This is a genomic window from Aeromonas diversa CDC 2478-85 (assembly GCF_000819805.1).
Lineage (GTDB): Bacteria > Pseudomonadota > Gammaproteobacteria > Enterobacterales > Aeromonadaceae > Aeromonas > Aeromonas diversa.
The window spans coordinates 39,846-60,114 of sequence record NZ_CDCE01000011.1; the positions used below are offsets into that span (position 1 = coordinate 39,846).

The following is a 20,269-nucleotide window of genomic DNA, read 5'->3' on the forward strand; positions in this document are numbered from 1 at the left end:
AATGAGTTCACACTTCCCCCACTCCGACCCATTTGTGGCAACACAAGTCTCTATAATGCTTGCGCTCCACCGGAGCATCATCTGTCTACGCTACGGAAAACCATAATGAAAACAATGATGAAACATGCCATCGCAGCCTCAGTGTCGCTCGCCTTGCTAGCTGGCTGCGACTTCTCTTTCAATAGCGACGATACTGACACCGCGGCCAGCACGGTCCGCTTTGCCACCTTCAACCTCTCCTTTGACCGCACCGCGGCAGGCATGCTCTCCGGCGAGCTGGCCCTGACCCGTTCGGCGCAAGACACCCTGCTGGCCCGTCTGGCAGAGGGTAGCCTCGCCGGCGCCGAGAAGACCCGCGCCCTCAACGTCCAGCAGATCCGCAACGTGGCCGAGATCATCCAGCGCACCCGCCCGGATGTCTTCGTGCTCGACGAGTTCGACAACGACGGCAAAGGCGAAGACACCCGGGATCTGAAGGCCTTCAACGACAACTATCTGGCTCATGCCCAGCACGCCGAGGTCAAGGCCATCACCTATCCGGTGATGGAGAGCTTCGCCACCAACACAGGTCTGATGAGCGGCTTCGATCTCAACAACGATGGCAAGGTGAACTCGGGTCCTGACGATGCCTGGGGTTTTGGCAACTATCACGGCCAGTACGCCTTCGCCCTGCTCTCCAAGTATCCGGTGGACAGCAAGCAGATCCGCACCTTCCAGAAGTTCAAGTGGAAAGACATGCCGGGTGAGCAGAACCCCATCATCGACGACTGCAATAACGCCAAGGCCCCGATCCCGGCCAATCGCCAATGCGGCGATCGCTGGTACAGCGATGATGCCTGGAATGGCTTCCCCCTCTCCTCCAAGAACCACGTCGATGTACCGGTTCGGGTGAAGACCGGTAACGGCGAGACGGTGATCCACTTCCTGCTCTCCCACCCGACGCCCCCCATCTTCGGCAACGCGGCGCAGCACAACCGCAAACACAACCGCGCCGAGGTGGATTTCTGGAATGACTATGTGGCGGGCGAGAGCTACATGGTCGATGACCAGGGCAAGACGGGCGGGCTCGCCAGCGGTGCGCGCTTCGTCATCGCCGGGGATCTCAACGCCGATCCGCAGATAGGTGATGGTGATCTCACCGCCATCCAGGATCTGCACAACAACGCCCTGGTCAATCAGGCGGTGAGCAACGGCCATCTCATCCCCACCAGCGAGGGGGGCCCCGAGTGCCTGGCAAGCAAGGTGTGCCAACGCAACAACAGCCGCCCGACTCCGGAGCGCATCACCAGCAGCAGCGGTCTGCAGCTTGACCACGTGCTCCCCTCGGCCAACCTGGAGGCGAGCGCCGCCGGCGTGTTCTGGCCCTCGAGCAGCCAGAGCGGCTATCACCTGGTCTACGGGGAGTTCGACGGCAAGCCGGACATCGCCAAGAAGGTCTCCTCGGATCACCGCCTGGTGTGGGTCGACCTCAAGGTGAAGTAACCGACGTCAGGCTCGATGAGCCCGAGTGCGGATCGCACATCTGAAGTGAAAGCAGGGGCCGGTGACACCCGTATGGTGTCACCGGCCCCGATGCGATGGGGAGCCCGTCCCCCATACCCACGCATCACCCGGCAAGCCTCTAGCCACTCGGCGTCGGCTCGGGTTGGCACCCGATGATCGAGCGCCACAATCCCCATGTGATTCCCGCCTTACCCACCCGGCGATGACCCCTCGATCACAGTTTTTGTGCGCCACACGCGCTATGGTCTGCACTCCCTTTTCGCCCTCTGGGCGCGTCTTCTATCGAGGAGTTCAACATGGAGCTACTACTGCTGAGCAACGGAAAAACCGACGAACACCCCGGCCTGCTCGGCTGGGCCCGGGAGCGGGTACAAGCCCTGTTGGCTCGCCACCATGTAGAGCGCATCTTGCTGATCCCCTATGCCGTGATCCGGGGAGACTGGGATCAGAGGGCGGCCGATCTGGCCGAGAGTCTGGGCGTCCAGGTGCAAAGCATTCACCACGCTGCCGATCCGGTGGCCGCCGTGCAACAGGCCCAGGCCATCTTCGTGAGCGGTGGCAACACCTGGCGCCTGAACCAACAGCTCCATGAGCTGGGGCTGGTGGTGCCGATTGCGCGGGCGGTACGCGAGCGTGGCGTCCCCTATGTGGGCTGGAGCGCCGGGTGTAACGTGGCCACCCCTTCGATCCGCACCACCAACGACATGCCGGTGTGCAGCGCCGCCGTGCTGCCGGCACTGGGGCTGTTCCCGTTGCAGATTAATCCCCACTATCTCGATGCCAGCATCAGCGGCCACATGGGGGAGACCCGTGACGAGCGCCTCGCCGAGTTCTGCGCCATCAACCCAAGCGAAACCGTGCTGGCCCTGCGTGAGGCAAGCCTGGTGCAGGTGAGCGACGATCGCATCGACTACTGGAGCGTGCGCGGCCAGAGCTACAAGCTGTTCCGCCATGGCGAAGCGACGACCGAGCATAACGACGTCACCCCGTTGGCGGCCCTCACCCCCTTCATGCCCGCCTGATCCTGCGGCCGAGGGTGGCCCCCTGGCCACCCTGCGCTGAGTGGTCCGGGGGCGCCGGGTTCTCTGCCGGGAGTCACATTCGCCGGCAAATGATAATGACTTTCATTTGGTTTGGGTGTTTACTCGAGTCATCCCATCCGCCAGAGGATTCACCATGCATACCCGTCAGGAACGCGACAGCTTCGGCCCCATCGAGGTGCCCGCCGATCGCCTGTGGGGCGCCCAGACCGCGCGCTCCCTGCACCACTTCGCCATCTCCAGCGAGCGCCAGAGCCCCGAGATCATCGCGGCGCTGGCCGCCATCAAACGCGCCTGCGCCCGGGTCAACCAGTCACTCGGCAAGCTGGACGGTGCACGTGCCTGCGCCATCGTCGCCGCCGCCGACGAGGTGCTGGCCGGCCAGCACATCGAGGAGTTCCCCCTCTCGGTGTGGCAGACCGGCTCCGGCACCCAGACCAACATGAACGTCAACGAGGTGCTGGCCAACCGCGCCAGCGAACTGCTCGGCGGCCCGCGTGGTGAGGGGCGCCTGGTGCACCCCAACGACGACGTGAACAAGAGCCAGTCGAGCAACGACGTCTTCCCCACCGCCATGAACCTGGCCGCGGTCACCGCCATCGAACGGCACCTGTTGCCGGCCCTGATGGCCCTGCGCGAGACCCTGGCCGCCAAGGCCGTGGCCTACGCCGACATCGTCAAGATTGGCCGCACCCACCTGCAGGATGCCACCCCCTTGACCCTGGGCCAGGAGATCTCCGGCTGGGTCGCCCAGCTCGAGCACGGTGAGCGCCACCTGCGCGCCGCCCTGCCCCACCTGTGCGAGCTGGCCCTCGGCGGCACCGCCGTCGGCACCGGCCTCAACACCCCGCCGGGCTTCGCCGAGGCGGTCGCCCGTGAGTTGGCCGAGCAGACCGGTCTGCCGCTCATCACGGCGCCGAACAAGTTCGAGGCGCTGGCCAGCTGCGACGGCCTGGTGCACGCCCATGGCGCCCTCAAGACCCTGGCGGCATCCCTGATGAAGATCGCCAACGACGTGCGCTGGCTGGCGAGCGGCCCGCGCAGCGGCCTCGGGGAGATCACCATCCCCGAGAACGAGCCGGGCTCTTCTATCATGCCTGGCAAGGTCAACCCGACCCAGTGCGAGGCGCTCACCATGCTGTGCGCCCAGGTGTTCGGCAACGACGTGGCCATCAACGTTGGCGGCGCCAGCGGCAACTTCGAGCTCAATGTATTCCGCCCCCTGGTGGCCCATAACTTCCTGCAGAGCGTGCGCCTGCTGGCCGACGGCATGGGGAGTTTCAACCGCCACTGCGCGGTCGGCATCGAGCCGGATCGCGCCCGCATCGCCGAGCTGGTGAGCCGCTCCCTGATGCTGGTGACCGCTCTCAACCCGCACATCGGCTACGACAAGGCCGCCGAGATCGCCAAGCGCGCCCACCATGAGGGGTTGAGCCTGCGCGAGGCGGCCATCGCCTCGGGCCACCTCAGCGCCGAGCAGTTCGACGCCTGGGTGGTGCCAGCCGAGATGACGGGCCCCAACGCCGGCTAACAACAAGGGGCGCCGCGGCGCCCCTTTTCATGTGCCCTACGCTGGGCTCATGCAGTTGAACATCCACTGCACCCCAAAGCGATCCTTCAGGCTGCCGTAGTAGCCGCCCCAGAACATCTCCTGCAGCGGCGTCTCCACCACCCCGCCCTCGGCCAGTGCCGCGAACAGGCGATCGGTCTCGCCCCGGCTGTCCGGCTCCAGATTGAGGTAGCTATGGTTGCCCTGACGCAAGGTGAAGCCCATGGAAGCGGCGGCGTCGGTGCCCATCAAGACGTGGCCGCCGAGGATCGGCAGCTCCACGTGCATCACCAGCCGGGCATCCTCCGGCGCCAGGGGCTGTTCCGGGCAGGGTGGGCCGTCGCCAAAGCGCATCAGGGGCATGGAGAACTCGGTGCCGAACACGTCGCGGTAGAAGGTGAATGCCGCCTCGGTCTGGCGATCGAAGTTGAGGTAGGTGCTGACTCTGGCCATGGTGGCCTCCTTGCCAATGAACCGGCCTCAAGCATAGCGGCCCTGCGCCAGGGCGCAGGGCGAGCGGGGGTCATGCCCCCTGAATGGTCACCAGGATGCGGCGGCGGCCGCCGTCGTTGCGGTGCTCGCCGAGCCAGATCCCCTGCCAGGTGCCGAGGGCCAGCCGCCCCTCTTGCAGCGGCAGGGTGAGGCTCACCCCGAGCAGGGAGGACTTGATGTGGGCCGGCATGTCGTCCGGCCCTTCAGCGGTGTGGCGATAGTAGGGGGCATCCTCCGGCGCCAGCCTATGCAAATGCGCCTCCATGTCGGCGCGCACGCTCGGGTCGCAGTTCTCGTTGAGGGTGAGAGAGGCCGAGGTGTGCTGCAGCAGCAGATGCACCAGGCCCACCCGGTACCCGGCAAGCTCAGGCAGTTGGGCCAGCAGCTCGTCGGTCACCAGGTGAAAGCCCCGCGAACAGGGTTTCAGGGTGATCAGACGCTGGCACCACATCAGACATACTCCATGAAGACCCGGGAGGTGAGCTTGGTGATGAGCTCGTAGGGGATGGTGCCGATGGCCTCGGCCACCCGCTCCACCGGCAGCCACTCGCCCCACAGCACCACCTCATCCCCCGCCTTGTCGGTGGCGCCAGGCCCCAGATCGATCGTGGTCATGTCCATGGAGACGCGACCGACCAAAGGCACGATGCGACCGTTGACCAGCACAGGCGTGCCATTGGGGGCCATGCGCGGATAGCCGTCGCCGTAGCCGATGGCCACCACCCCGAGGCGGGTGTCTCGCTCCGACACCCAGTTGGCCCCATACCCCACCGGCTCGCCCGCCTTGTGCTCACGCACCGCGATGAGCTGAGTGCGCAGGGTCATCACGGGTTTCAGGTCGTAGTCTGCCGCCACCGTGTCCGGGAACGGCGAGACGCCGTAGAGGATGACACCGGGGCGCACCCAGTCGCAGTGGGAATCCGGCCAGGCCAAAATGCCGGCCGAGTTGGCCATGGCGCGCTCGCCCAAAAGCGGCGCGGTCAGCTGGCTGAAGAGATCGATCTGCTCGCGGGTGGTGGATTGGTCCAGCTCATCGGAGCGGCTGAAGTGGGTCATGACGTTGAACGGCTGCACCACGTTCTTGCACTTGCCGAGGCGCTCGATAAAGGCGGGCATCTCCTCGGCACGTACCCCGAGCCGGTGCATGCCGGTGTCGAGCTTGAGCCAGGCCACCACGGGGGCCGGCAGTTCGGCCTGCTCCAGCGCCTCGAGCTGCTCCCAGGTGTGCACCGCGGTCTGCAGGTTGTTGGCCGCCAGCACCGGCAGGTCGTCGGCACTGAAGAAGCCTTCCAGCAGCACTATCGGTTTGACCACGGCGCAGGAGCGCAGCATCAGCGCCTCCTCGATGCGCGCCACCGCGTAGGCGTCCGCCGCCGCCAGGGTGCGGGCAACCGGCAACAGACCATGGCCATAGGCGTTGGCCTTGACCACGGCGATGATCTTGCACTGAGGAGCGTGGCGTTTAACCACGGCGAGGTTGTGGCGCAGGGCCTCGGTATTGATTTGGGCAGTTGCCGCTTTCATGGTTTTCCCTTACGAGAGCACAAATGGCGCAGCCCCCCGACGGGAGGCCGGAGGCCACCGCTCAGTAGTCGTGGCCGGACCGGCAGAATTGTCGAACCGGGAAAACAGACCCGGGTGGGGGCACAGACCCCGCGCCAGGGCGGTGGTGGCGAGCCTTAGGGGATGCTCGCCTTAGCCTTAATAGTCGTCATCAAACGCCGGGCCCGCGTAGTTGTCAAAGCGCGAGAACTGGCCCTGGAAGGTAAGCCGCACGCGGCCAATGGGGCCGTTACGCTGCTTGCCGATGATGATCTCGGCGATCCCCTTGTCGGGGCTGTCGTCGTGATAGACCTCGTCGCGGTAGATGAACATGATCAAGTCCGCATCCTGCTCGATGGAGCCGGACTCACGAAGATCCGAGTTGACCGGGCGCTTGTCGGCGCGCTGCTCCAGGCTTCGGTTGAGCTGGGAGAGCGCCACCACGGGGCACTGCAACTCTTTCGCCAACGCCTTGAGAGAGCGGGAGATTTCACCGATTTCCAGGGTCCGGTTATCGGAGAGGCTGGGCACCCGCATCAGCTGCAGGTAGTCCACCATGATCATGCTGATGCCGCCGTTGTCCCGCGCCACCCGGCGGGCGCGCGAGCGCACTTCGGTCGGGGTCAGACCCGAGGAGTCGTCGATGTACATCTTGCCCTTCTCGAGCAGGAGGCCCATGGTCGAGGAGAGGCGAGCCCAATCCTCGTCGTCGAGCTGACCGGTCCGCACCTTGGTCTGATCGATGCGCCCCACCGAGGCGAGCATACGCATGATGATCTGCTCGGAGGGCATCTCGAGGGAGAAGATCAGCACCGGCTTGTCGGCGGTGAGGGCCGCGTGCTCGCACAGGTTCATGGCAAAGGTGGTCTTGCCCATGGAGGGACGGGCCGCGACGATGACCAGGTCCGAGCGCTGCAGGCCGGCGGTCATCTTGTCGAGATCGTTGTAACCCGACGAAACCCCGGTGACCCCGTTGTGAGGGGTCTTGAACAGCTCTTCAATCTTGTCGACGGTCTGCTCGAGGATGAGCTTGAGCGGCTGGGGGCCCTCGTTGGCGCTGGTGCGCTGCTCGGCGATCTGGAACACCTTGGTCTCAGCCAAGTCCAGCAGATCGTTGGAGGTGCGCCCCTGGGGCTCGTAACCGGCCTCGACGATCTCGTTGGCCACCGCGATCATCTCGCGCACCACGGCACGCTCGCGCACGATCTCGGCATAGGCGCCTATGTTGGCGGCACTCGGGGTGTTCTTGGCGATCTCAACCAGATAGGCGAAGCCCCCCACATCCTCGAGCTGCTCCGAGCGCTCGAGCTCCTCCTGCACCGTGATGAGGTCGATGGGGCTGCCCGCGTTGGAGAGGCGAGACATGGCCTGGAAGATGAGGCGATGGGGACGACTGTAGAAATCCTTGTCGATCACCCGCTCGGCAACCCGGTCCCAGGCATCGTTATCGAGCATGAGACCGCCCAGCACGGACTGCTCGGCCTCGAACGAGTGAGGGGGAACCTTCAGCTGTTGTGTCTTGGCGTCTTTCTTCGCCGCCGCTTGTTCTGCCATAGGGGATCTGAATTGCTCGAAAGGAGGATGAATTCTACAAAATATCCCCCTCCACCGCGAGGCCCAATCAGATCGGACAGATCAACCAGATGGCAGGCACTGAGGCCTGACGCGACTTCTGCTTGTTGCGCTGCTTGCGCTCACGGCGGCTGGCTCGGCGAATTTTCATGATTTACGGCCCTCTTTACGATTCCGACACCCCTTTCCATTCATGAATAATTCATGCCAGTTCAGTTAACAATGGGTCATGCTGGCGATTCATGGGATGATTCGCAGCCTGCGATGCGAGGCGCATCGCCCCCTTGAACAAACGAGAGTGAAAAAGAGCCGACATGAAGAGAATGTTGACCCTGTTTGCCGTGATCCTGGCCATTGGCCTGGGGGCACCGATCGCCGAAGCCAAGAAGCTGGGTGGTGGCAAGTCCTTTGGCAAGAGCTACAAGACGGCACCGGCCCAGCCGGCCGCCAAACCGGTCGATAGCAAGAATCCGACCCTGGGTGCCCAACAAGGGGCTCCGAAGAAGAGCGGTCTGATGGGCGGCCTGCTCGGCGGCCTGCTGGCCGGCGGCCTGTTCGCCTGGTTGCTCGGCAGCGGCGCCTTCGAAGGGCTGCAGGCGATGGACTTCGTCCTGATCGCCGCCCTGGCACTCGGCGTCATGTTCCTGCTGCGCACCCTGCGCAAGGGCGGTGCTCCCCAGGCGTCCCAACAGCCTGCCTATGCCGGCTACCAGAGCGCCCCGCAGCAACCGGCCCCGCAAGCCTTCCAGGCCAATGCGGCCGCCCCCCAGGCGAGCGGTTTCACCGACAGCGACGTGCCGTTCCGTCTGCCCCCGGGCTTTGACATGAACGCCTTCCTGGCCGGCGCGCGCGATCACTACCGCACCCTGCAGGAAGCCTGGAACAAAAACGATCTGGAGAAGATCCGCGAGTATGTGAGCCCCGAGCTGTTCGACCAGCTCAAGGCCCAGCGCGCCGAGCTCTCCGGCGAGCAGCACACCGAGGTGATGTACGTCGACACCCAGCTGGTGCGCGCCGACCACGGCAGCGACTGGGCTCAGGTGAGCGTGCTCTTCACCGGCCGTTACATGGACCGCACCGAGAACGTCGAGGCGGACATCAAGGAGGTGTGGCACCTGGAGCGCGACCTGACCAAGGCCGGCGCCCCCTGGCACATCGTGGGGATCGAGGAGGCCTGATCCCTCCCCCGCACGCAAAAGGCGACCACTGGGTCGCCTTTTTTCATGGTGCACCGTTTTCAGCGCTCGGGCTCAGAGCCCGAGGAAGCGCACTATCTGGGCACAGTAACGCTCGAAGCCGACGAAGGCGTGGTTGCCCTCACACTCCATGGTGAAGCGGGCGAAGCGGTATTCGGCCAACGCCTGACGGCTGTCGAGTACTTCGTCGGCCTCCTGTTGCAGCACCCAGAGACGCTCGGGTGCCGTCACCGGCACGGCCAACGCCTCGAGCTCGGCCATGTGTGCCACCGTGAGGTCGTAACGCTCGCCTGTGTAGGGATTCTGCTGAGGGCCCAGGTAATCGGCGAGCAACTCATGGGGGCGCACCGCCGGATTGACCAGCACGGCGCGACAGCCGTAGCGTTCGGCCACCCGGGTCGCCATGAAGCCACCGAGAGAGCTGCCCACCACACCGAGCAGGGTCCCCTCGGGCAGGGCCTCGATGGCCTGCTCGATACAGGCCCAGGCCGCCGCAGGGGTCGAGGGTTGAGCCGGGATAACCACCCGGATGTCGGGGCGCCGGGCGGCCACCCACTCTGCTATCTGGGTTGCCTTGAGGGAGGCGGGGGAAGAGTTGAAACCATGCAGATACAGCAGTGCCGAGGCCACCTAGTACCCCCGCGCCTGGGAGTCAGGGATGAAGCTGCCGGCCGGCAGGCGCCACACCTGGGTATCGATGCGCCCGTCCGGATGCAGGGTCAGATAGCGCCAGCCCGGGCCAGACTCGTCCAGGGTGAAGTCGTCGCACAGGGGCTTGAACTGAATGCAGGTGGACGGAGAGGCGATGAGGCGAATCCCTCGGTGCACCTCGTCAAATTCCTGATGCACATGGCCAAATAATAGGGTCCGGGTCTGGGGATAACGGGCCAGCACGGCGAACATATCATCGGCGTTCTTGAGGTTGTGCTGATCGAGCCAGGCACACCCGACCGGCACCCCCTGATGATGCAAGGCGATCAGGGCATGCTTGTCCGGATGGGTGCGCAGGGCATGATCGAGCGCCGCCAACTGGTGATCGGCCAGCACGCCGTGGGGCTTGGTACGCACCTGGGTATCGAGCAGTATGATCTGCCAATGTTCGCCGACCAGCCACTTGGCCTCGCTGATCCCCGCCTCGTAGAGCTGCTGGGTCATCAGGGGGGCGTCGTCGTGGTTACCGGGCAACCAGTAGATCGGCTTGCCAAGGGGCGCCATCATGGTCGCGAATCGCTGATAAGACTCTGCCGTGTGATCCTGCGAGAGATCCCCTGTGGCGAGGATGCAGTCGAAGGGATGAGCGTTGGACTGAACGCGTTCGAGTACGGCCGCCAGGCTGTCGGCCGTACGCACACCGAGCAGTTGGCTGTCGGCGTTGGCAAAGAGATGGGTGTCGGTTATTTGCAGCAGGCGCACACACCCGTCGGGCGCCTGAAGTCGCTCTGTTTCCAAAATCACGCTTCTTCTAATGGATTAGATAATCTTGGCAAGAGTGGTGCCATGCCTGAGGCAGAAATTGAGCCACTCAGCCAGAAACTGGTTCACCTGTGCCTTCTCGTCGGGCTGGTGCATGCCGTCATTCGGGTAATCATATCGCGGTTGCAGGCGGGAAATCTGTTGGGCCGCACACACTTCCGCCATGCGCACATCATGATACAAACGAATCTCTGCCTGACTCTGTAGCCAGGACGGTAAATCGGGGTTGCACTGACTCAAGGCGACCCGGGTGGTGAAGCGGCTCTCTTCCAACACCTCGAGGTGAAAGAAGAGCCCGCCGGCCTGATAGCGGCGCTCGGCCCCGGGGACGAGATCCCCGGGCAACAACCGCATCAGGGTCATGTAGTTCACCTCGCAGGTGCGCTGCATGGTCCGCAGATCCGGCACATATTTTCGCTGTGCCTGTAACACTCAGTTTGCTCCTGCCCAACGGGCCTTCAACTGCTCATGATGAAGCTGCAACCACTGCAGCGCGATGACCGAGGCGGCATTGTCGATGCGTCCCGACTCTACCAGAGCATAGGCGGTCTCCCTGTCCAGAACATGAACCCGGATATCCTCCCCCTCCTCGGCCAAACCATGCAGCCCTTGTGCCGAGCTGGCATCAACCTCGCCGACAAACACCTCGATGCGCTCCGAAGTGCCCCCCGGGCTCACCAGATAGCTGAGGGCATGCTCGATGCGCGCGATGGTGACGCCAGCCTCCTCTTCGGCCTCCCGCCGGGCCACCTCATCGGCGGGCTCGCCCTCTTCGATGATGCCGGCGATCAGCTCCAGCAACCAGGGCGTCTGGCTGGTGGTGAGGGCACCGATACGGAACTGCTCCACCATCACCACCTGATCCCGGTGCGGATCATAGGCGAGCAGGGCGGCGGCGTGGCCGCGCTCGAACAGCTCGCGCACCATGGGTTCGGACCAGCCGCCGGCGAACAGGCGATGGCGCAGCCGATAGCTGTTGATCTTGAAGAAACCGTCGTACCCGCTGCGTTTCTCCAGCACTTCCACATCGGCCGGACCAAAGGTCACAACCGGGTGTTTCTCCACCATCTAGGCCTCCTGGCTTGACTTGAACCCTGATGAATCTAGAATCACGGGGCGTGAATGAACGCTCATTCATTTTCTCTGCGCCCACTTCAGAGTGGCGGATTCTAGCAGGATGGCGCGGGATGACTAAGTGTCAGTTTGTAAAACGCCCCCACAGAGGCTGCGACCGATTGACCTTGCCCCCCGGTTATCTGCAGAAATGGATGAAACGAAAGAATTTTTGCTTATAGTAGGGTCATTAAGCTCAGATAAAGCCCATGGGGGCATACTTGATCGCCCCTTACCGTCCGGCAACCGCTCAGGATCTACCAATAAGGTTATGGAATCTATGAAACGAACTCTTCTGTCCGTGCTTGTCATGCTGGGTGTCAGCACCGCGGCCCATGCGGAGAACCTCATCGACATCTACCAACAAGCCCAGGTCAAGGATCCTCAGCTGCTGGAGTCCAAGGCCAAGCGTGATGCCGCCTTCGAGAAGATCAACGAATCCCGCGCCGCCCTGCTGCCCCAGATCAACCTGGCCGGCACCGCCGATTACCAGAACACCACAAATGATATGGCCACCCGTACCCAGCTGGGTGCCCAACTGAGCCTGGATCAATCCATCTATCGCCGCAGCAACTGGGTGAATCTGAGCCTGACCGAGAAGGGGGCGACCCAGAGCGACGTCAGCTACAACCTGGAACAACAGGGCCTGATGCTGCGTACCTCCCAGGCCTATTTCACCGTGCTCAAGGCCCAGGATACCCTGGAGTTTGTCCGTGCCAACAAGGCCGCGGTAGAGCGCCAGCTCGAGCAGACCCAGCAGCGTTTCGAAGTGGGCCTTACCGCCATCACCGACGTCAACGAAGCCCAGGCCGAGCTGGATCAGGCCCTGGCCGACGAGATCCAGGCCGAGAATACCCTGGCCAACAGCTACGAGACCCTGCGCGAGCTGACCGGTGTCGACTACCGCAGCCTGGACGTGCTCAACACCGAGCGCTTCAGCCCGGTCAAGAGCCCCCTCAACTCGGATCAGTGGCTCGAGACCGCCCTAGACAAGAACCTGGCCCTGCACAGCGCGCGCATCGGCAAGGACATCGCCAAGGAGCAGATCGATCTGGCCAAGACCGGCCATGAGCCGACCCTGGATCTGGGCGCCGGTCTGGGTACCTCCAACAGCGACTACAAGATCGACAACAGTCCCCAGGATGGCACCATGGATCAGGCGAGTGTTGGCCTGACCCTCAAGCTCCCCCTCTATAGCGGCGGTGCAACCACTTCTCGCGTCAAGCAGGCCCAACACGCCTATGTGGCCGCCAGCGAGCTGCTCGAGAAGAACTTCCGCTCGGTGCAGAGCACGGTTCGCTCCTCCTACAACAACGTCAACTCCAGCATCGGCGCCGTCCGTGCCTATGCCCAGTACGTGGTCTCTGCCGAGAGTTCCCTCAAGGCGACCGAGGCCGGCTACGAGGTGGGTACCCGTACCATAGTCGACGTGCTCGACTCCACCCGCAAACTCTATCAGGCCAAGCAGAAGCTCTCCGAGGCTCGCTACAACTACATCCTGAGCATACTGCAGCTCAAGCAGGCGGCCGGGACACTGCAAGAGCAGGATCTGGTCGAGGTGAACCAGGGGCTGATGCCGGCCTCCGAGAAGAAGAGCAGCACCTAAATGGTGATGACCCAATGAAAAAGGCGCCGCGAGGCGCCTTTTTCATTTCCTTGTTTACCACGCGGTGGCATCGACAAAGAGGGGCAGCCCAGGCCGCCCCTCTCTGTCAGTAGTAACGGGGGCGCCGGTTACGGCGCCAACTCAACAACCAGCAGGCCAGCAGCACCAGCAGGATCCAGGGGGCGAGGTCGACGATGAGCGCCAGCATGCCGCCCACTATGCCAAACAGGACGAAGAGCCCCGTCACCACCACCATGGCCAGCAGGGTAAACCCCGCCAGCCCCATCCCGATCAGGACCACCAGCAGAACCAGAAACTCGACCATCAGGGTTACCTCCCACGGGCCAGACGGCCCTCTCTCAATCCAGCCAGCGCCGCACCTCGGCACGTGGCGACATCAGCACCATGCCGGCCAGGTAGAGGGCCAGCGCCAGGGGCGGCATCAACAGCAGGGCGAAGAGCGCCACCAGACGCACCGCCACTCGCGAGACCCCCAACCCCCGGGCAACGCCGGCGCAGACGCCGCCCAGCCGGGCATGCAGGGGATCCCGGCGCCAGCGGGTCATACCCGGCTCCCCTGGCGCTCACGCAGGCGGGCCAGCTCGCGCTCAATCTCGTCGGCCTGCTCCAGCTCGCGGAACTGGGCGGCGAGGGAGGCATTCTGCCCCCAGGTGGCGGCCTCAAGCTGGGCCTCGAGCTGCTCGACCTTCCCCTGCATGCCATCGAAGCGATCCATCAGGGCCTGCATCCTGCCCGTGTCGAGCTGGGCCTGCACCCTGAGACGGCTGCGCGCCGTCTCCTCACGCAGGGTCAGGCTCTTGCGCTTCTCTCTGGCCTCGGCCAGCTTGGCGCTAAGCCGCTCGCCATCGCTGGTCAAGCGGGCCTTGAGTTCGTTCAGGCGCCCCTGCTCCTCAGCCAAGAGACGCAGCTTCTCCTGCTCGGCCAACTTCTCGGCCAGGGCGGCGCGAGCCAGCTCCTCACGCCCCTTCTCCAGCGCCAGAGCCGCCTTCTCCTCCCATTGGGCTATCTGGCGCTCCAGATTCGCCTGATGGCGCTCAATCTGCTTGCCTTCGGCGATGAGGCGGGCCTCCTGGGTACGCATCTCGACCTGGGCCTCCTCCATCTCTTCGATCACCAGTCCCAGCAGCTTCTCGGGCTCCTCGCTCTTGTCGAGCAGGGCGTGCAGGTTGGCGTTAAGGACGTCGGTCAATCGGCGAAACAGGCTCATGGTCTTCTCCTTGTGGACTGTGATGAACACTCTCTAATTACAAGGAGCGTGCCATAAGCCATAACATCAACCATTTCAATTTGTTAGCAGCAGTTCGATGGTGATACGCCGCTAAAGATGGTGAAATTCACCAACTATCGCGGTGAAAAAAACCATAAAAAAAGGGAGCCACAGGCTCCCTCTCATGACCATGCCGATCACGCCGGACGCTTGACCCGACTATCGAGCTCGACCAGCTTCTCTTCCATCTTGATGCGGCACATCTCGGAGAGCTCGCGAATGCCGGCGGCACCGTGCTCATTGGGGCAGACGGGGGGCAGCATCTCGATGATCACCTCGCCGTTGTCCCAGCGATTGAGATCGACCTGACCGAAGTAGCTGGAGCAGATGATCGGCACCACGGGCACCTCGGCCTGCACCGCGGTGTGGAAGGCGCCGGCCTTGAACGGCAGCAGGCCGCGGCCCTGGGAGCGGGTCCCCTCCGGGAACATCCAGATGGAGGTGCCGCGCTGCTTGATGCGCGCGACCACCTGGCCGATGGTGCCGATGGCACGGCTGCGGTTGGAGCGATCGATCAGCACGTTACCCGACAGCCAGAACAGCAGACCGAAGAGGGGCAACCAGACCAGGCTCTTCTTGCCCACCGCCACCACGCCGGGCATGACGGCACCGGTCACGGTGAAGATGTCGTAGTTGCTCTGGTGATTGCACACATAGACGGCAGGCCCGATCCGCTCGGCCCCTTCGGGAAAGATCACCCTGGCCTTGAGACCAATCACGGGGCAGACCGCGTGATACATGCGGGCAAAGACAAAGACGTTATTGGGATGGCGCGGCCGCACCAGACAGAGCAGCAGGCCGAAGATAAACCAGAAGACGAGCAGCAGACCAAGCAGCAGCACGCGGGCGAGTTTGAGCATCGAACACCTCGGAATAAAACTGGGCGCAGTATACTGGCGTGGATTTTGGCGAACAAGCGTTAGCCAAACAGAGCCGACCACGCGCCTTGCCCCATTCGGGCCAGGCCGTTAGGATGAAGCCCCCTGTTCGACCCGGAGCGCCGATGAACCGCCCTCGCCTGGCCCGCCTCTTCATGCTGCTGACCGCCCTGCTGGTGCTGCACTGCACCCTGCAGCCGGCCCTGCGCATGGCGGCCCAGTTTGACGCGGCCGTCCCCTCGCCCGGGCCATGGGCAAGCGACGTCGCCTCGGACGATGTCCGGTCGGCACAAATCAGGGAGGCGACGCCGAGCCCCTGCTCCCTCATCGGCAAGCTGCTCTCGGCCGCCCCGTGGAGCGCCATAACGCCGCTGCTGCTGGCCTTGTGGGCGCTCTCCTGGCTGGCCCTGTTCGCGCCGCCGCGCCTGCGCGCCAGGCTGCCCCTCATCCCCATCTCGCCCCCCGAGCGGCGATTACACCTGACCTTGTGCAACTTCCGGGAATAGAGAGCCGACCCATCCGGTCTGTTATTTGTCTGTTTCTGGAGAACACCATGTTTCGATTGTTGACGGCCCTGATCCTGCTGATCGGGTCACTCTGGCTGCCCGCGCGGGCGGCCGACACCGGCTGGCTGAGCGAGACCAGCCATCCCCACGTCAAAGTGCGCCTCGAGCGCGACGGCGAGCGCGCCCTGCTGCGAGTTCAGCTGGCCGAGGGCTGGAAGACCTACTGGAAGAGTCCGGGCGAGGGCGGCATTGCCCCTGCCATCGCCTGGCAGGGCGACCCACGGGTGCAGTGGCACTGGCCCACACCGACCCGCTTCGAGGTAGCCGGTCTACCGGCCCAGGGCTACCCGGGGGATGTGACCTTCCCCCTCACGGTGACCAGTCCGGGCGAACTCGGCGGCACCCTGCGCCTGCCCAGCTGCAGCAACGTCTGCGTGCTGACCGATTTTCCCTTCACCCTGGGCGAGGGCGGCCCCACCGACGCCGACTTCGATCGCCGCTATGCCCAAGCCCTGAGCCAGGTGCCGCGCCCCCTGCCCAAGACGGTCCAGGTGCGAAGCGGATACCGCCCCGGCGAGTTGCAGATTGAGGCGACCCGCCCCGGCGGTTGGCAGAGCCCCGAGCTCCTCGTCGATAGCGTCGAGGGCGCCCTGTTTGGCGCACCGCGTTTCACCCTGGAGGGGGATCGCCTGCTCGCCGTGCTGCCGGTAGAAGATGAGTGGGGCAAGGCCGCCCCGGATCTGCTGGGGCGCCCGCTGCCCCTGGTGCTGGTCAACGACGGCCAGGGCTGGCGCCTCGATAGCCGCCCGGGCCCTGCGCTGGGCGAGACCGCCACGACGCCCCTGTGGAGCCTGCTCCTGCTGGCCCTCGCCGGCGGCCTCATCCTCAACCTGATGCCCTGCGTGCTACCGGTGCTGGCGCTCAAGGTCGGTAGCCTCACCCATCAGGGCGAGGATCCCCGCACGGTGCGCGCCGGCTTTGCCGCCTCTAGCCTCGGCATCCTGGTCTCGTTCTGGCTGCTGGCCCTGATGAGCACGGCGCTGCGCCTCACCGGGGCAGCGCTCGGCTGGGGCATCCAGTTCCAGAGCACCTGGTTTATCGGCCTGATGGTGCTGGTCACCGGCCTCTTCACCGCCAACCTGCTCGGGCTGTTTGAGCTGCGCCTGCCCAGCGCTCTCGCCACCCGGTTGGGGGTGGCCGGCGGTCAGGGGCGCCTCGGTCACTTCCTGCAGGGGATGTTTGCCACCCTGCTCGCCACCCCCTGCTCGGCGCCCTTCCTCGGCACCGCAGTGGCGTTTGCTCTGGGCGCCCCCCTGCCCCTGCTGTGGCTGGTGTTCACCGCCCTCGGGATCGGCATGGCGCTCCCCTGGCTGCTGCCGGCGCTCTGCCCGAGGCTGGCTCGCGCCCTGCCCAAACCCGGTCCCTGGCTGCGATGGCTGCGCCCCCTGCTGGGGGTCATGATGCTGGGCTCGAGCCTGTGGTTGGTGAGCCTGCTCGAGCATCACCTGCCGCGCTACCTGGTGCTGGCCCTCGGGGCTCTGCTGTTGCTGCTGCCGTGCGCGGCCCTGGCCCGAGTCAGCCGCCGCCACGGGGTGTTGGCCCTGCTCGCCCTGGTGCTGATACTGCCCCCGGCCCTGTTGGCGCTACGCGGTGCCAGCGCCGCAGTACGCACTGACGACGTGACCTGGCAGCCGCTCAGCGAAGCGGCCATCCAGGCGGCGATCGGCGACGGCAAGCGGGTCTTCGTGGACGTGACCGCCGACTGGTGCATCACCTGTAAGGCCAACAAGTTCAACGTGTTGACCGATCCTGCCGTGCAGGCGGCCCTGTCGGCCGGCGATGTGGTGGCCCTGCGCGGTGACTGGAGCACCCCGAGCGACACCATCAGCGCCTTCCTCAAGCGTCGCGGCGCCGCCGCCATCCCCTTTAACCAGATCTACGGGCCGGGCCTGCCCCAGGGCAAGACGCTGCCGCCCCTGCTCGACACCCCATCCACCCTGGCCACCCTGGCCGAGGCGAGAGGAGAGACCCCATGAAACCCATACTGATGGCCCTGCTGCTGGCCAGCGCCGGCGTGAGCGCCGCCCCCTTCACCCCGGAGCAGGAGGCGCGCATCCGCGAGCTGATCCGCGAGACCCTGGTGCAAGATCCCGCCATCCTCGACGAGGCCGCCGAGAGCTGGCAGCGCCAGCAAGAGGCCGACTACCAGAGCAATCTCAACCAGCTCATCAAGCGCCAGCACCAGCTCCTGTTCGAGAGCCCCACCAGCCCGCGGCTCGGGGCCAAGGCACCGGCCCTCACCCTGGTGCTCTTCACCGACTACAACTGCCCCTACTGCAAGCGCCTCGACCCCGAGGTGATGAAGCTTCTGGGCAACCACCCGGATCTGGCGCTGATCATCAAGTTCCTGCCCTTCAAGGGGGAGAGCGCGACCGCCGCCGCCCGGCTGGCCATCAGCCAGTGGCAGCGCCAGCCCGACGCCTTCCTGCCCCTGCACCAGACCCTGATGGGCAAGCGCGGCATGCTCGATGAGACCTCGATCCGGGCCGCTCTCAAGGCGACCGGCAACAGGGCGCTGAGCATGAGCGACGAGAGCGCCCGCGAGGTGAACATCAACCTGCAGCTGGCGCGCGAGCTCGGGGTGCAGGGCACCCCGGCCCTGCTCATCGGCAACCGGCTGCTGCCGGGGGCGGTCAGCTATGAGCAGCTCGAGCAGACCTTGCAGGACGCGCGGGAAGACGCCTCGTGAGGGCTCGTCGCTGGCTGCGCGAGGGGGCGCTGGCGCTGCTGGTGCTGGCCGCCTTCGTGACCCTCGCCGACTGGCTGCGCGCCCCCAACGGGGCGGCGCTCTCCGGTGAGCCCCTCACCACCCTCACCGGGGAACGGGTCGATCTCGCCGCACTGAGCCGCGACCGGCCGCTGCTCGTCTACGCCTGGGCCAGCTGGTGCGGAGTGTGCCGCTTCACCGGCGGCGCGGTGCAGTCCCTGCACGAGGACGGGGTGCCTGTGCTCGGCATCGCCCTGCGCTCGGGGGACGATCCGACCCTCACCCGTTATCTGGCCCGCCAGGGGTATGACTTTGCCAACGTCAACGACGAGCGCGGCGCCCTCTCGGCGCGCCTCGGGATCGCGGTCACCCCCAGCTTCCTCATCGTCAGTGAGGGCAAGGTGGTGGGGAGCACCACGGGGTGGAGTTCAGGCCCAGGGCTACGGCTGCGCCTGTGGCTGGCCCGCCTCACCCGATAACCCACGCCCGGCAACCGCCGGGCGTTTTTTCAGGCGCACACGGCGCGGGCGAAGGTCTGGGGCGGCGCCCCGAACTGCTGGCGAAACGCCGCCACGAAGGCGCTGGCGCTGCCATAGCCGAGGGAGTGGGCGACCGTGGTGCTGCTCTGGCCCTGGGCCAGCAGATCGATGGCGCCGAGCAGGCGCAGTCGGCTGCGCCACTGGCGAAAGGTCATGCCGGTCTCGGCGCGAAACAGTCGCTCCATGGTGCGCAGGCTGGCGCCGCACAGGGGGGCCAGCTCTCCCAAGGTTCGCGCCTCATGGGGATGGTTGACCAGCAGCCCCACCAGGCGGCGCAGGCGCGCATCGCGCCCGGCGGGCAGCTCGAGGGGGGCGGCGCGCAGGCGGCCGATCTCGTCGATGGCCACCAGCCCCAGGTGCTTGCGGGCCGTGGCGTCGCCAGGTGCGGCGGGCTCGGCCAGGCGCAGGATCACCTCGCGCATCAGGGGGGTGAGCAGCAGCATCAGGCCACTCCCCTCCGGGCGCACCGGGTAGGCGGCGTCGATGTAGAGGTTGCGGGTGCGGGCGGCGGTCTCGGTGACCACGTGATGATCGACCCCGCCCGGGATCCAGACCGCGTGGCTCGAGGGGACGATCCAGACCGCGCGCTCCGAGGTAACCCGCAGCACCCCCTCGGCGGCCCACAGCAGCTGGCCGCGCGGGTGGCGGTGGGGCTCTATGCTCGCCTCGGCCCCGAGATCGCGCCCGTGGCTGAGCACCGGGCGCACCGGGTCCTCCACGAAGGCGACATGGGAGGGGGGCAGCATTGGCGTATTGGCGATATGGTTTGGCATGATAGCAGTCTAACGCGTCATCGCGTCCTGCGCTATGCTGCTCCGGTCTTCTTATGGAGCCCGCTCATGAACGCCGTCCTGAAACCCCTTCTGCTGACCCTGACCATAGTCCTCTGCGCCTGGTTGGCCCTGCTGCCCCAGGGAGATCCCCTGGTCTATCGCGCCGGCGCCGTGGTGCTGCTGACCCTGGCCCTGTGGGGAACGGGTAGCCTGCCGCCGTTTCTCACCAGCCTCATCTTCTTCGCCCTGGTGCTGACCCTGGGGCTGGCCGAGCCGGCCCTCATCTTCGCCGGGTTTGGCTCCACCGCGGTCTGGCTCATCATCTCGGGCTTCGTCATCGGGGCAGCCATCACCCTCTCCGGCCTCGGCCAGCGGCTGGCCGCCCTGCTCGAGCCCCGCCTCGCCGGCAGCTATCCCCGCCTCATCGGTGGC

Annotated in this window: 23 protein-coding genes; 10 read left to right on the plus strand and 13 right to left on the minus strand. The window is 65.4% G+C overall.

The window, feature by feature from the left end; all coding sequences use genetic code 11:
- The first annotated feature begins 105 nt into the window (after positions 1 to 105).
- The 3 genes from BN1121_RS02655 (at position 106) to fumC (ending at position 4,074) form a co-directional block, all read left to right on the plus strand.
- Positions 106 to 1,482, plus strand: a complete 1,377-nt coding sequence (locus BN1121_RS02655) for an endonuclease/exonuclease/phosphatase family protein (RefSeq protein ID WP_043157003.1) — start codon at positions 106 to 108, stop codon at positions 1,480 to 1,482.
- A gap of 317 nt (positions 1,483 to 1,799) precedes the next feature.
- Complete coding sequence (gene pepE, locus BN1121_RS02660) at positions 1,800 to 2,525, plus strand: dipeptidase PepE (RefSeq protein WP_005346491.1); 726 nt, start codon at positions 1,800 to 1,802, stop codon at positions 2,523 to 2,525.
- Between the two features lie 154 nt (positions 2,526 to 2,679).
- A complete protein-coding gene (fumC, locus tag BN1121_RS02665) occupies positions 2,680 to 4,074 on the plus strand; it encodes a class II fumarate hydratase (RefSeq protein ID WP_005346492.1) in 1,395 nt (464 codons plus the stop codon).
- Positions 4,075 to 4,110: 36 nt separating this feature from the next.
- On the opposite strand, the gene BN1121_RS02670 is transcribed toward fumC, so the two are convergent.
- The 4 genes from BN1121_RS02670 to dnaB form a co-directional block, all read right to left on the minus strand.
- Positions 4,111 to 4,545, minus strand: a complete 435-nt coding sequence (locus BN1121_RS02670) for a VOC family protein (RefSeq protein WP_005346493.1) — start codon at positions 4,543 to 4,545, stop codon at positions 4,111 to 4,113.
- A 70-nt stretch (positions 4,546 to 4,615) separates the two neighbouring features.
- Positions 4,616 to 5,035, minus strand: coding sequence for a secondary thiamine-phosphate synthase enzyme YjbQ (locus BN1121_RS02675; RefSeq protein WP_005346494.1), 420 nt, complete (start codon positions 5,033 to 5,035; stop codon positions 4,616 to 4,618).
- The gene (alr, locus tag BN1121_RS02680) at positions 5,035 to 6,108 is read right to left on the minus strand and encodes an alanine racemase (protein WP_005346495.1); all 1,074 of its coding nucleotides are present in this window, start codon (positions 6,106 to 6,108) and stop codon (positions 5,035 to 5,037) included. Before alr ends, BN1121_RS02675 begins: the two co-directional genes overlap by 1 nt.
- A 177-nt stretch (positions 6,109 to 6,285) precedes the next feature.
- Positions 6,286 to 7,680 carry a replicative DNA helicase gene (gene dnaB / locus BN1121_RS02685; protein WP_005346496.1) on the minus strand — a complete coding sequence of 465 codons (1,395 nt, stop codon included), beginning with the start codon at positions 7,678 to 7,680 and terminating at the stop codon, positions 6,286 to 6,288.
- Positions 7,681 to 8,012: 332 nt separating this feature from the next.
- On the opposite strand from dnaB, the gene BN1121_RS02690 reads away from it, so the two are divergent.
- Positions 8,013 to 8,876, plus strand: coding sequence for a Tim44 domain-containing protein (locus BN1121_RS02690; RefSeq protein WP_005346497.1), 864 nt, complete (start codon positions 8,013 to 8,015; stop codon positions 8,874 to 8,876).
- A gap of 72 nt (positions 8,877 to 8,948) precedes the next feature.
- Here the strand turns inward: BN1121_RS02690 and BN1121_RS02695 are convergent, their stop codons facing one another.
- From BN1121_RS02695 to nudF, 4 genes are read right to left on the minus strand one after another with little or no spacing between them, the layout of a single operon-like run.
- The gene (locus BN1121_RS02695) at positions 8,949 to 9,524 is read right to left on the minus strand and encodes a YqiA/YcfP family alpha/beta fold hydrolase (protein ID WP_005346500.1); all 576 of its coding nucleotides are present in this window, start codon (positions 9,522 to 9,524) and stop codon (positions 8,949 to 8,951) included.
- The gene (gene cpdA / locus BN1121_RS02700; protein ID WP_005346504.1) at positions 9,525 to 10,343 is read right to left on the minus strand and encodes a 3',5'-cyclic-AMP phosphodiesterase; all 819 of its coding nucleotides are present in this window, start codon (positions 10,341 to 10,343) and stop codon (positions 9,525 to 9,527) included.
- A 21-nt stretch (positions 10,344 to 10,364) separates the two neighbouring features.
- The gene (locus BN1121_RS02705) at positions 10,365 to 10,757 is read right to left on the minus strand and encodes a DUF1249 domain-containing protein (RefSeq protein ID WP_043597180.1); all 393 of its coding nucleotides are present in this window, start codon (positions 10,755 to 10,757) and stop codon (positions 10,365 to 10,367) included.
- Between the two features lie 42 nt (positions 10,758 to 10,799).
- Positions 10,800 to 11,435: an ADP-ribose diphosphatase gene (nudF, locus tag BN1121_RS02710; protein WP_005346508.1), complete on the minus strand. Its 636-nt coding sequence runs from the start codon at positions 11,433 to 11,435 to the stop codon at positions 10,800 to 10,802.
- Between the two features lie 325 nt (positions 11,436 to 11,760).
- On the opposite strand from nudF, the gene tolC reads away from it, so the two are divergent.
- On the plus strand, positions 11,761 to 13,086 hold the full coding sequence (gene tolC / locus BN1121_RS02715) for an outer membrane channel protein TolC (protein WP_043157005.1): 1,326 nt from the start codon (positions 11,761 to 11,763) through the stop codon (positions 13,084 to 13,086).
- Positions 13,087 to 13,192: 106 nt separating this feature from the next.
- On the opposite strand, the gene pspG is transcribed toward tolC, so the two are convergent.
- From pspG to BN1121_RS02735, 4 genes are all read right to left on the minus strand, one after another.
- Positions 13,193 to 13,411, minus strand: a complete 219-nt coding sequence (gene pspG / locus BN1121_RS02720) for an envelope stress response protein PspG (protein WP_005346516.1) — start codon at positions 13,409 to 13,411, stop codon at positions 13,193 to 13,195.
- Positions 13,412 to 13,445: 34 nt separating this feature from the next.
- On the minus strand, positions 13,446 to 13,652 hold the full coding sequence (locus BN1121_RS02725) for a PspC domain-containing protein (protein ID WP_005346519.1): 207 nt from the start codon (positions 13,650 to 13,652) through the stop codon (positions 13,446 to 13,448).
- Positions 13,649 to 14,314 carry a PspA/IM30 family protein gene (locus BN1121_RS02730; protein WP_005346522.1) on the minus strand — a complete coding sequence of 222 codons (666 nt, stop codon included), beginning with the start codon at positions 14,312 to 14,314 and terminating at the stop codon, positions 13,649 to 13,651. Before BN1121_RS02730 ends, BN1121_RS02725 begins: the two co-directional genes overlap by 4 nt.
- Positions 14,315 to 14,511: 197 nt before the next feature.
- Positions 14,512 to 15,234 carry a 1-acylglycerol-3-phosphate O-acyltransferase gene (locus BN1121_RS02735; RefSeq protein ID WP_005346524.1) on the minus strand — a complete coding sequence of 241 codons (723 nt, stop codon included), beginning with the start codon at positions 15,232 to 15,234 and terminating at the stop codon, positions 14,512 to 14,514.
- 143 nt (positions 15,235 to 15,377) lie between these two features.
- Here BN1121_RS02735 and BN1121_RS02740 point away from each other — a divergent pair, with 143 nt between their 5' ends.
- Genes BN1121_RS02740 through BN1121_RS02755 form a run of 4 tightly spaced genes read left to right on the plus strand, consistent with a single transcriptional unit; the run spans position 15,378 to position 19,004 of the window.
- Positions 15,378 to 15,758: a hypothetical protein gene (locus tag BN1121_RS02740; RefSeq protein ID WP_005346527.1), complete on the plus strand. Its 381-nt coding sequence runs from the start codon at positions 15,378 to 15,380 to the stop codon at positions 15,756 to 15,758.
- A gap of 47 nt (positions 15,759 to 15,805) precedes the next feature.
- A complete protein-coding gene (locus BN1121_RS02745; RefSeq protein ID WP_043597142.1) occupies positions 15,806 to 17,794 on the plus strand; it encodes a protein-disulfide reductase DsbD family protein in 1,989 nt (662 codons plus the stop codon).
- Complete coding sequence (locus tag BN1121_RS02750) at positions 17,791 to 18,507, plus strand: DsbA family protein (RefSeq protein ID WP_005346535.1); 717 nt, start codon at positions 17,791 to 17,793, stop codon at positions 18,505 to 18,507. Before BN1121_RS02745 ends, BN1121_RS02750 begins: the two co-directional genes overlap by 4 nt.
- Complete coding sequence (locus tag BN1121_RS02755) at positions 18,504 to 19,004, plus strand: protein disulfide oxidoreductase (RefSeq protein WP_005346538.1); 501 nt, start codon at positions 18,504 to 18,506, stop codon at positions 19,002 to 19,004. The genes BN1121_RS02750 and BN1121_RS02755 overlap by 4 nt, the downstream gene beginning before the upstream one ends.
- Before the next feature lie 29 nt (positions 19,005 to 19,033).
- Here the strand turns inward: BN1121_RS02755 and BN1121_RS02760 are convergent, their stop codons facing one another.
- On the minus strand, positions 19,034 to 19,837 hold the full coding sequence (locus tag BN1121_RS02760; RefSeq protein ID WP_043157006.1) for an AraC family transcriptional regulator: 804 nt from the start codon (positions 19,835 to 19,837) through the stop codon (positions 19,034 to 19,036).
- Between the two features lie 66 nt (positions 19,838 to 19,903).
- On the opposite strand from BN1121_RS02760, the gene BN1121_RS02765 reads away from it, so the two are divergent.
- Positions 19,904 to 20,269: anion permease (locus BN1121_RS02765; RefSeq protein ID WP_043597146.1), on the plus strand; the 366-nt coding region annotated here is incomplete at its 3' end.

Coding starts and splice junctions, on each gene's coding strand:
- BN1121_RS02655 (WP_043157003.1), top strand. CDS start 106: ATGAAAACAATGATGAAACATGCCATCGCAGCCTCAGTGTCGCTCGCC.
- pepE (WP_005346491.1), top strand. CDS start 1,800: ATGGAGCTACTACTGCTGAGCAACGGAAAAACCGACGAACACCCCGGC.
- fumC (WP_005346492.1), top strand. CDS start 2,680: ATGCATACCCGTCAGGAACGCGACAGCTTCGGCCCCATCGAGGTGCCC.
- BN1121_RS02670 (WP_005346493.1), bottom strand. CDS start 4,545: ATGGCCAGAGTCAGCACCTACCTCAACTTCGATCGCCAGACCGAGGCG.
- BN1121_RS02675 (WP_005346494.1), bottom strand. CDS start 5,035: ATGTGGTGCCAGCGTCTGATCACCCTGAAACCCTGTTCGCGGGGCTTT.
- alr (WP_005346495.1), bottom strand. CDS start 6,108: ATGAAAGCGGCAACTGCCCAAATCAATACCGAGGCCCTGCGCCACAAC.
- dnaB (WP_005346496.1), bottom strand. CDS start 7,680: ATGGCAGAACAAGCGGCGGCGAAGAAAGACGCCAAGACACAACAGCTG.
- BN1121_RS02690 (WP_005346497.1), top strand. CDS start 8,013: ATGAAGAGAATGTTGACCCTGTTTGCCGTGATCCTGGCCATTGGCCTG.
- BN1121_RS02705 (WP_043597180.1), bottom strand. CDS start 10,757: ATGCAGCGCACCTGCGAGGTGAACTACATGACCCTGATGCGGTTGTTG.
- nudF (WP_005346508.1), bottom strand. CDS start 11,435: ATGGTGGAGAAACACCCGGTTGTGACCTTTGGTCCGGCCGATGTGGAA.
- tolC (WP_043157005.1), top strand. CDS start 11,761: ATGAAACGAACTCTTCTGTCCGTGCTTGTCATGCTGGGTGTCAGCACC.
- pspG (WP_005346516.1), bottom strand. CDS start 13,411: ATGGTCGAGTTTCTGGTTCTGCTGGTGGTCCTGATCGGGATGGGGCTG.
- BN1121_RS02725 (WP_005346519.1), bottom strand. CDS start 13,652: ATGACCCGCTGGCGCCGGGATCCCCTGCATGCCCGGCTGGGCGGCGTC.
- BN1121_RS02730 (WP_005346522.1), bottom strand. CDS start 14,314: ATGAGCCTGTTTCGCCGATTGACCGACGTCCTTAACGCCAACCTGCAC.
- BN1121_RS02735 (WP_005346524.1), bottom strand. CDS start 15,234: ATGCTCAAACTCGCCCGCGTGCTGCTGCTTGGTCTGCTGCTCGTCTTC.
- BN1121_RS02740 (WP_005346527.1), top strand. CDS start 15,378: ATGAACCGCCCTCGCCTGGCCCGCCTCTTCATGCTGCTGACCGCCCTG.
- BN1121_RS02745 (WP_043597142.1), top strand. CDS start 15,806: ATGTTTCGATTGTTGACGGCCCTGATCCTGCTGATCGGGTCACTCTGG.
- BN1121_RS02750 (WP_005346535.1), top strand. CDS start 17,791: ATGAAACCCATACTGATGGCCCTGCTGCTGGCCAGCGCCGGCGTGAGC.
- BN1121_RS02760 (WP_043157006.1), bottom strand. CDS start 19,837: ATGCCAAACCATATCGCCAATACGCCAATGCTGCCCCCCTCCCATGTC.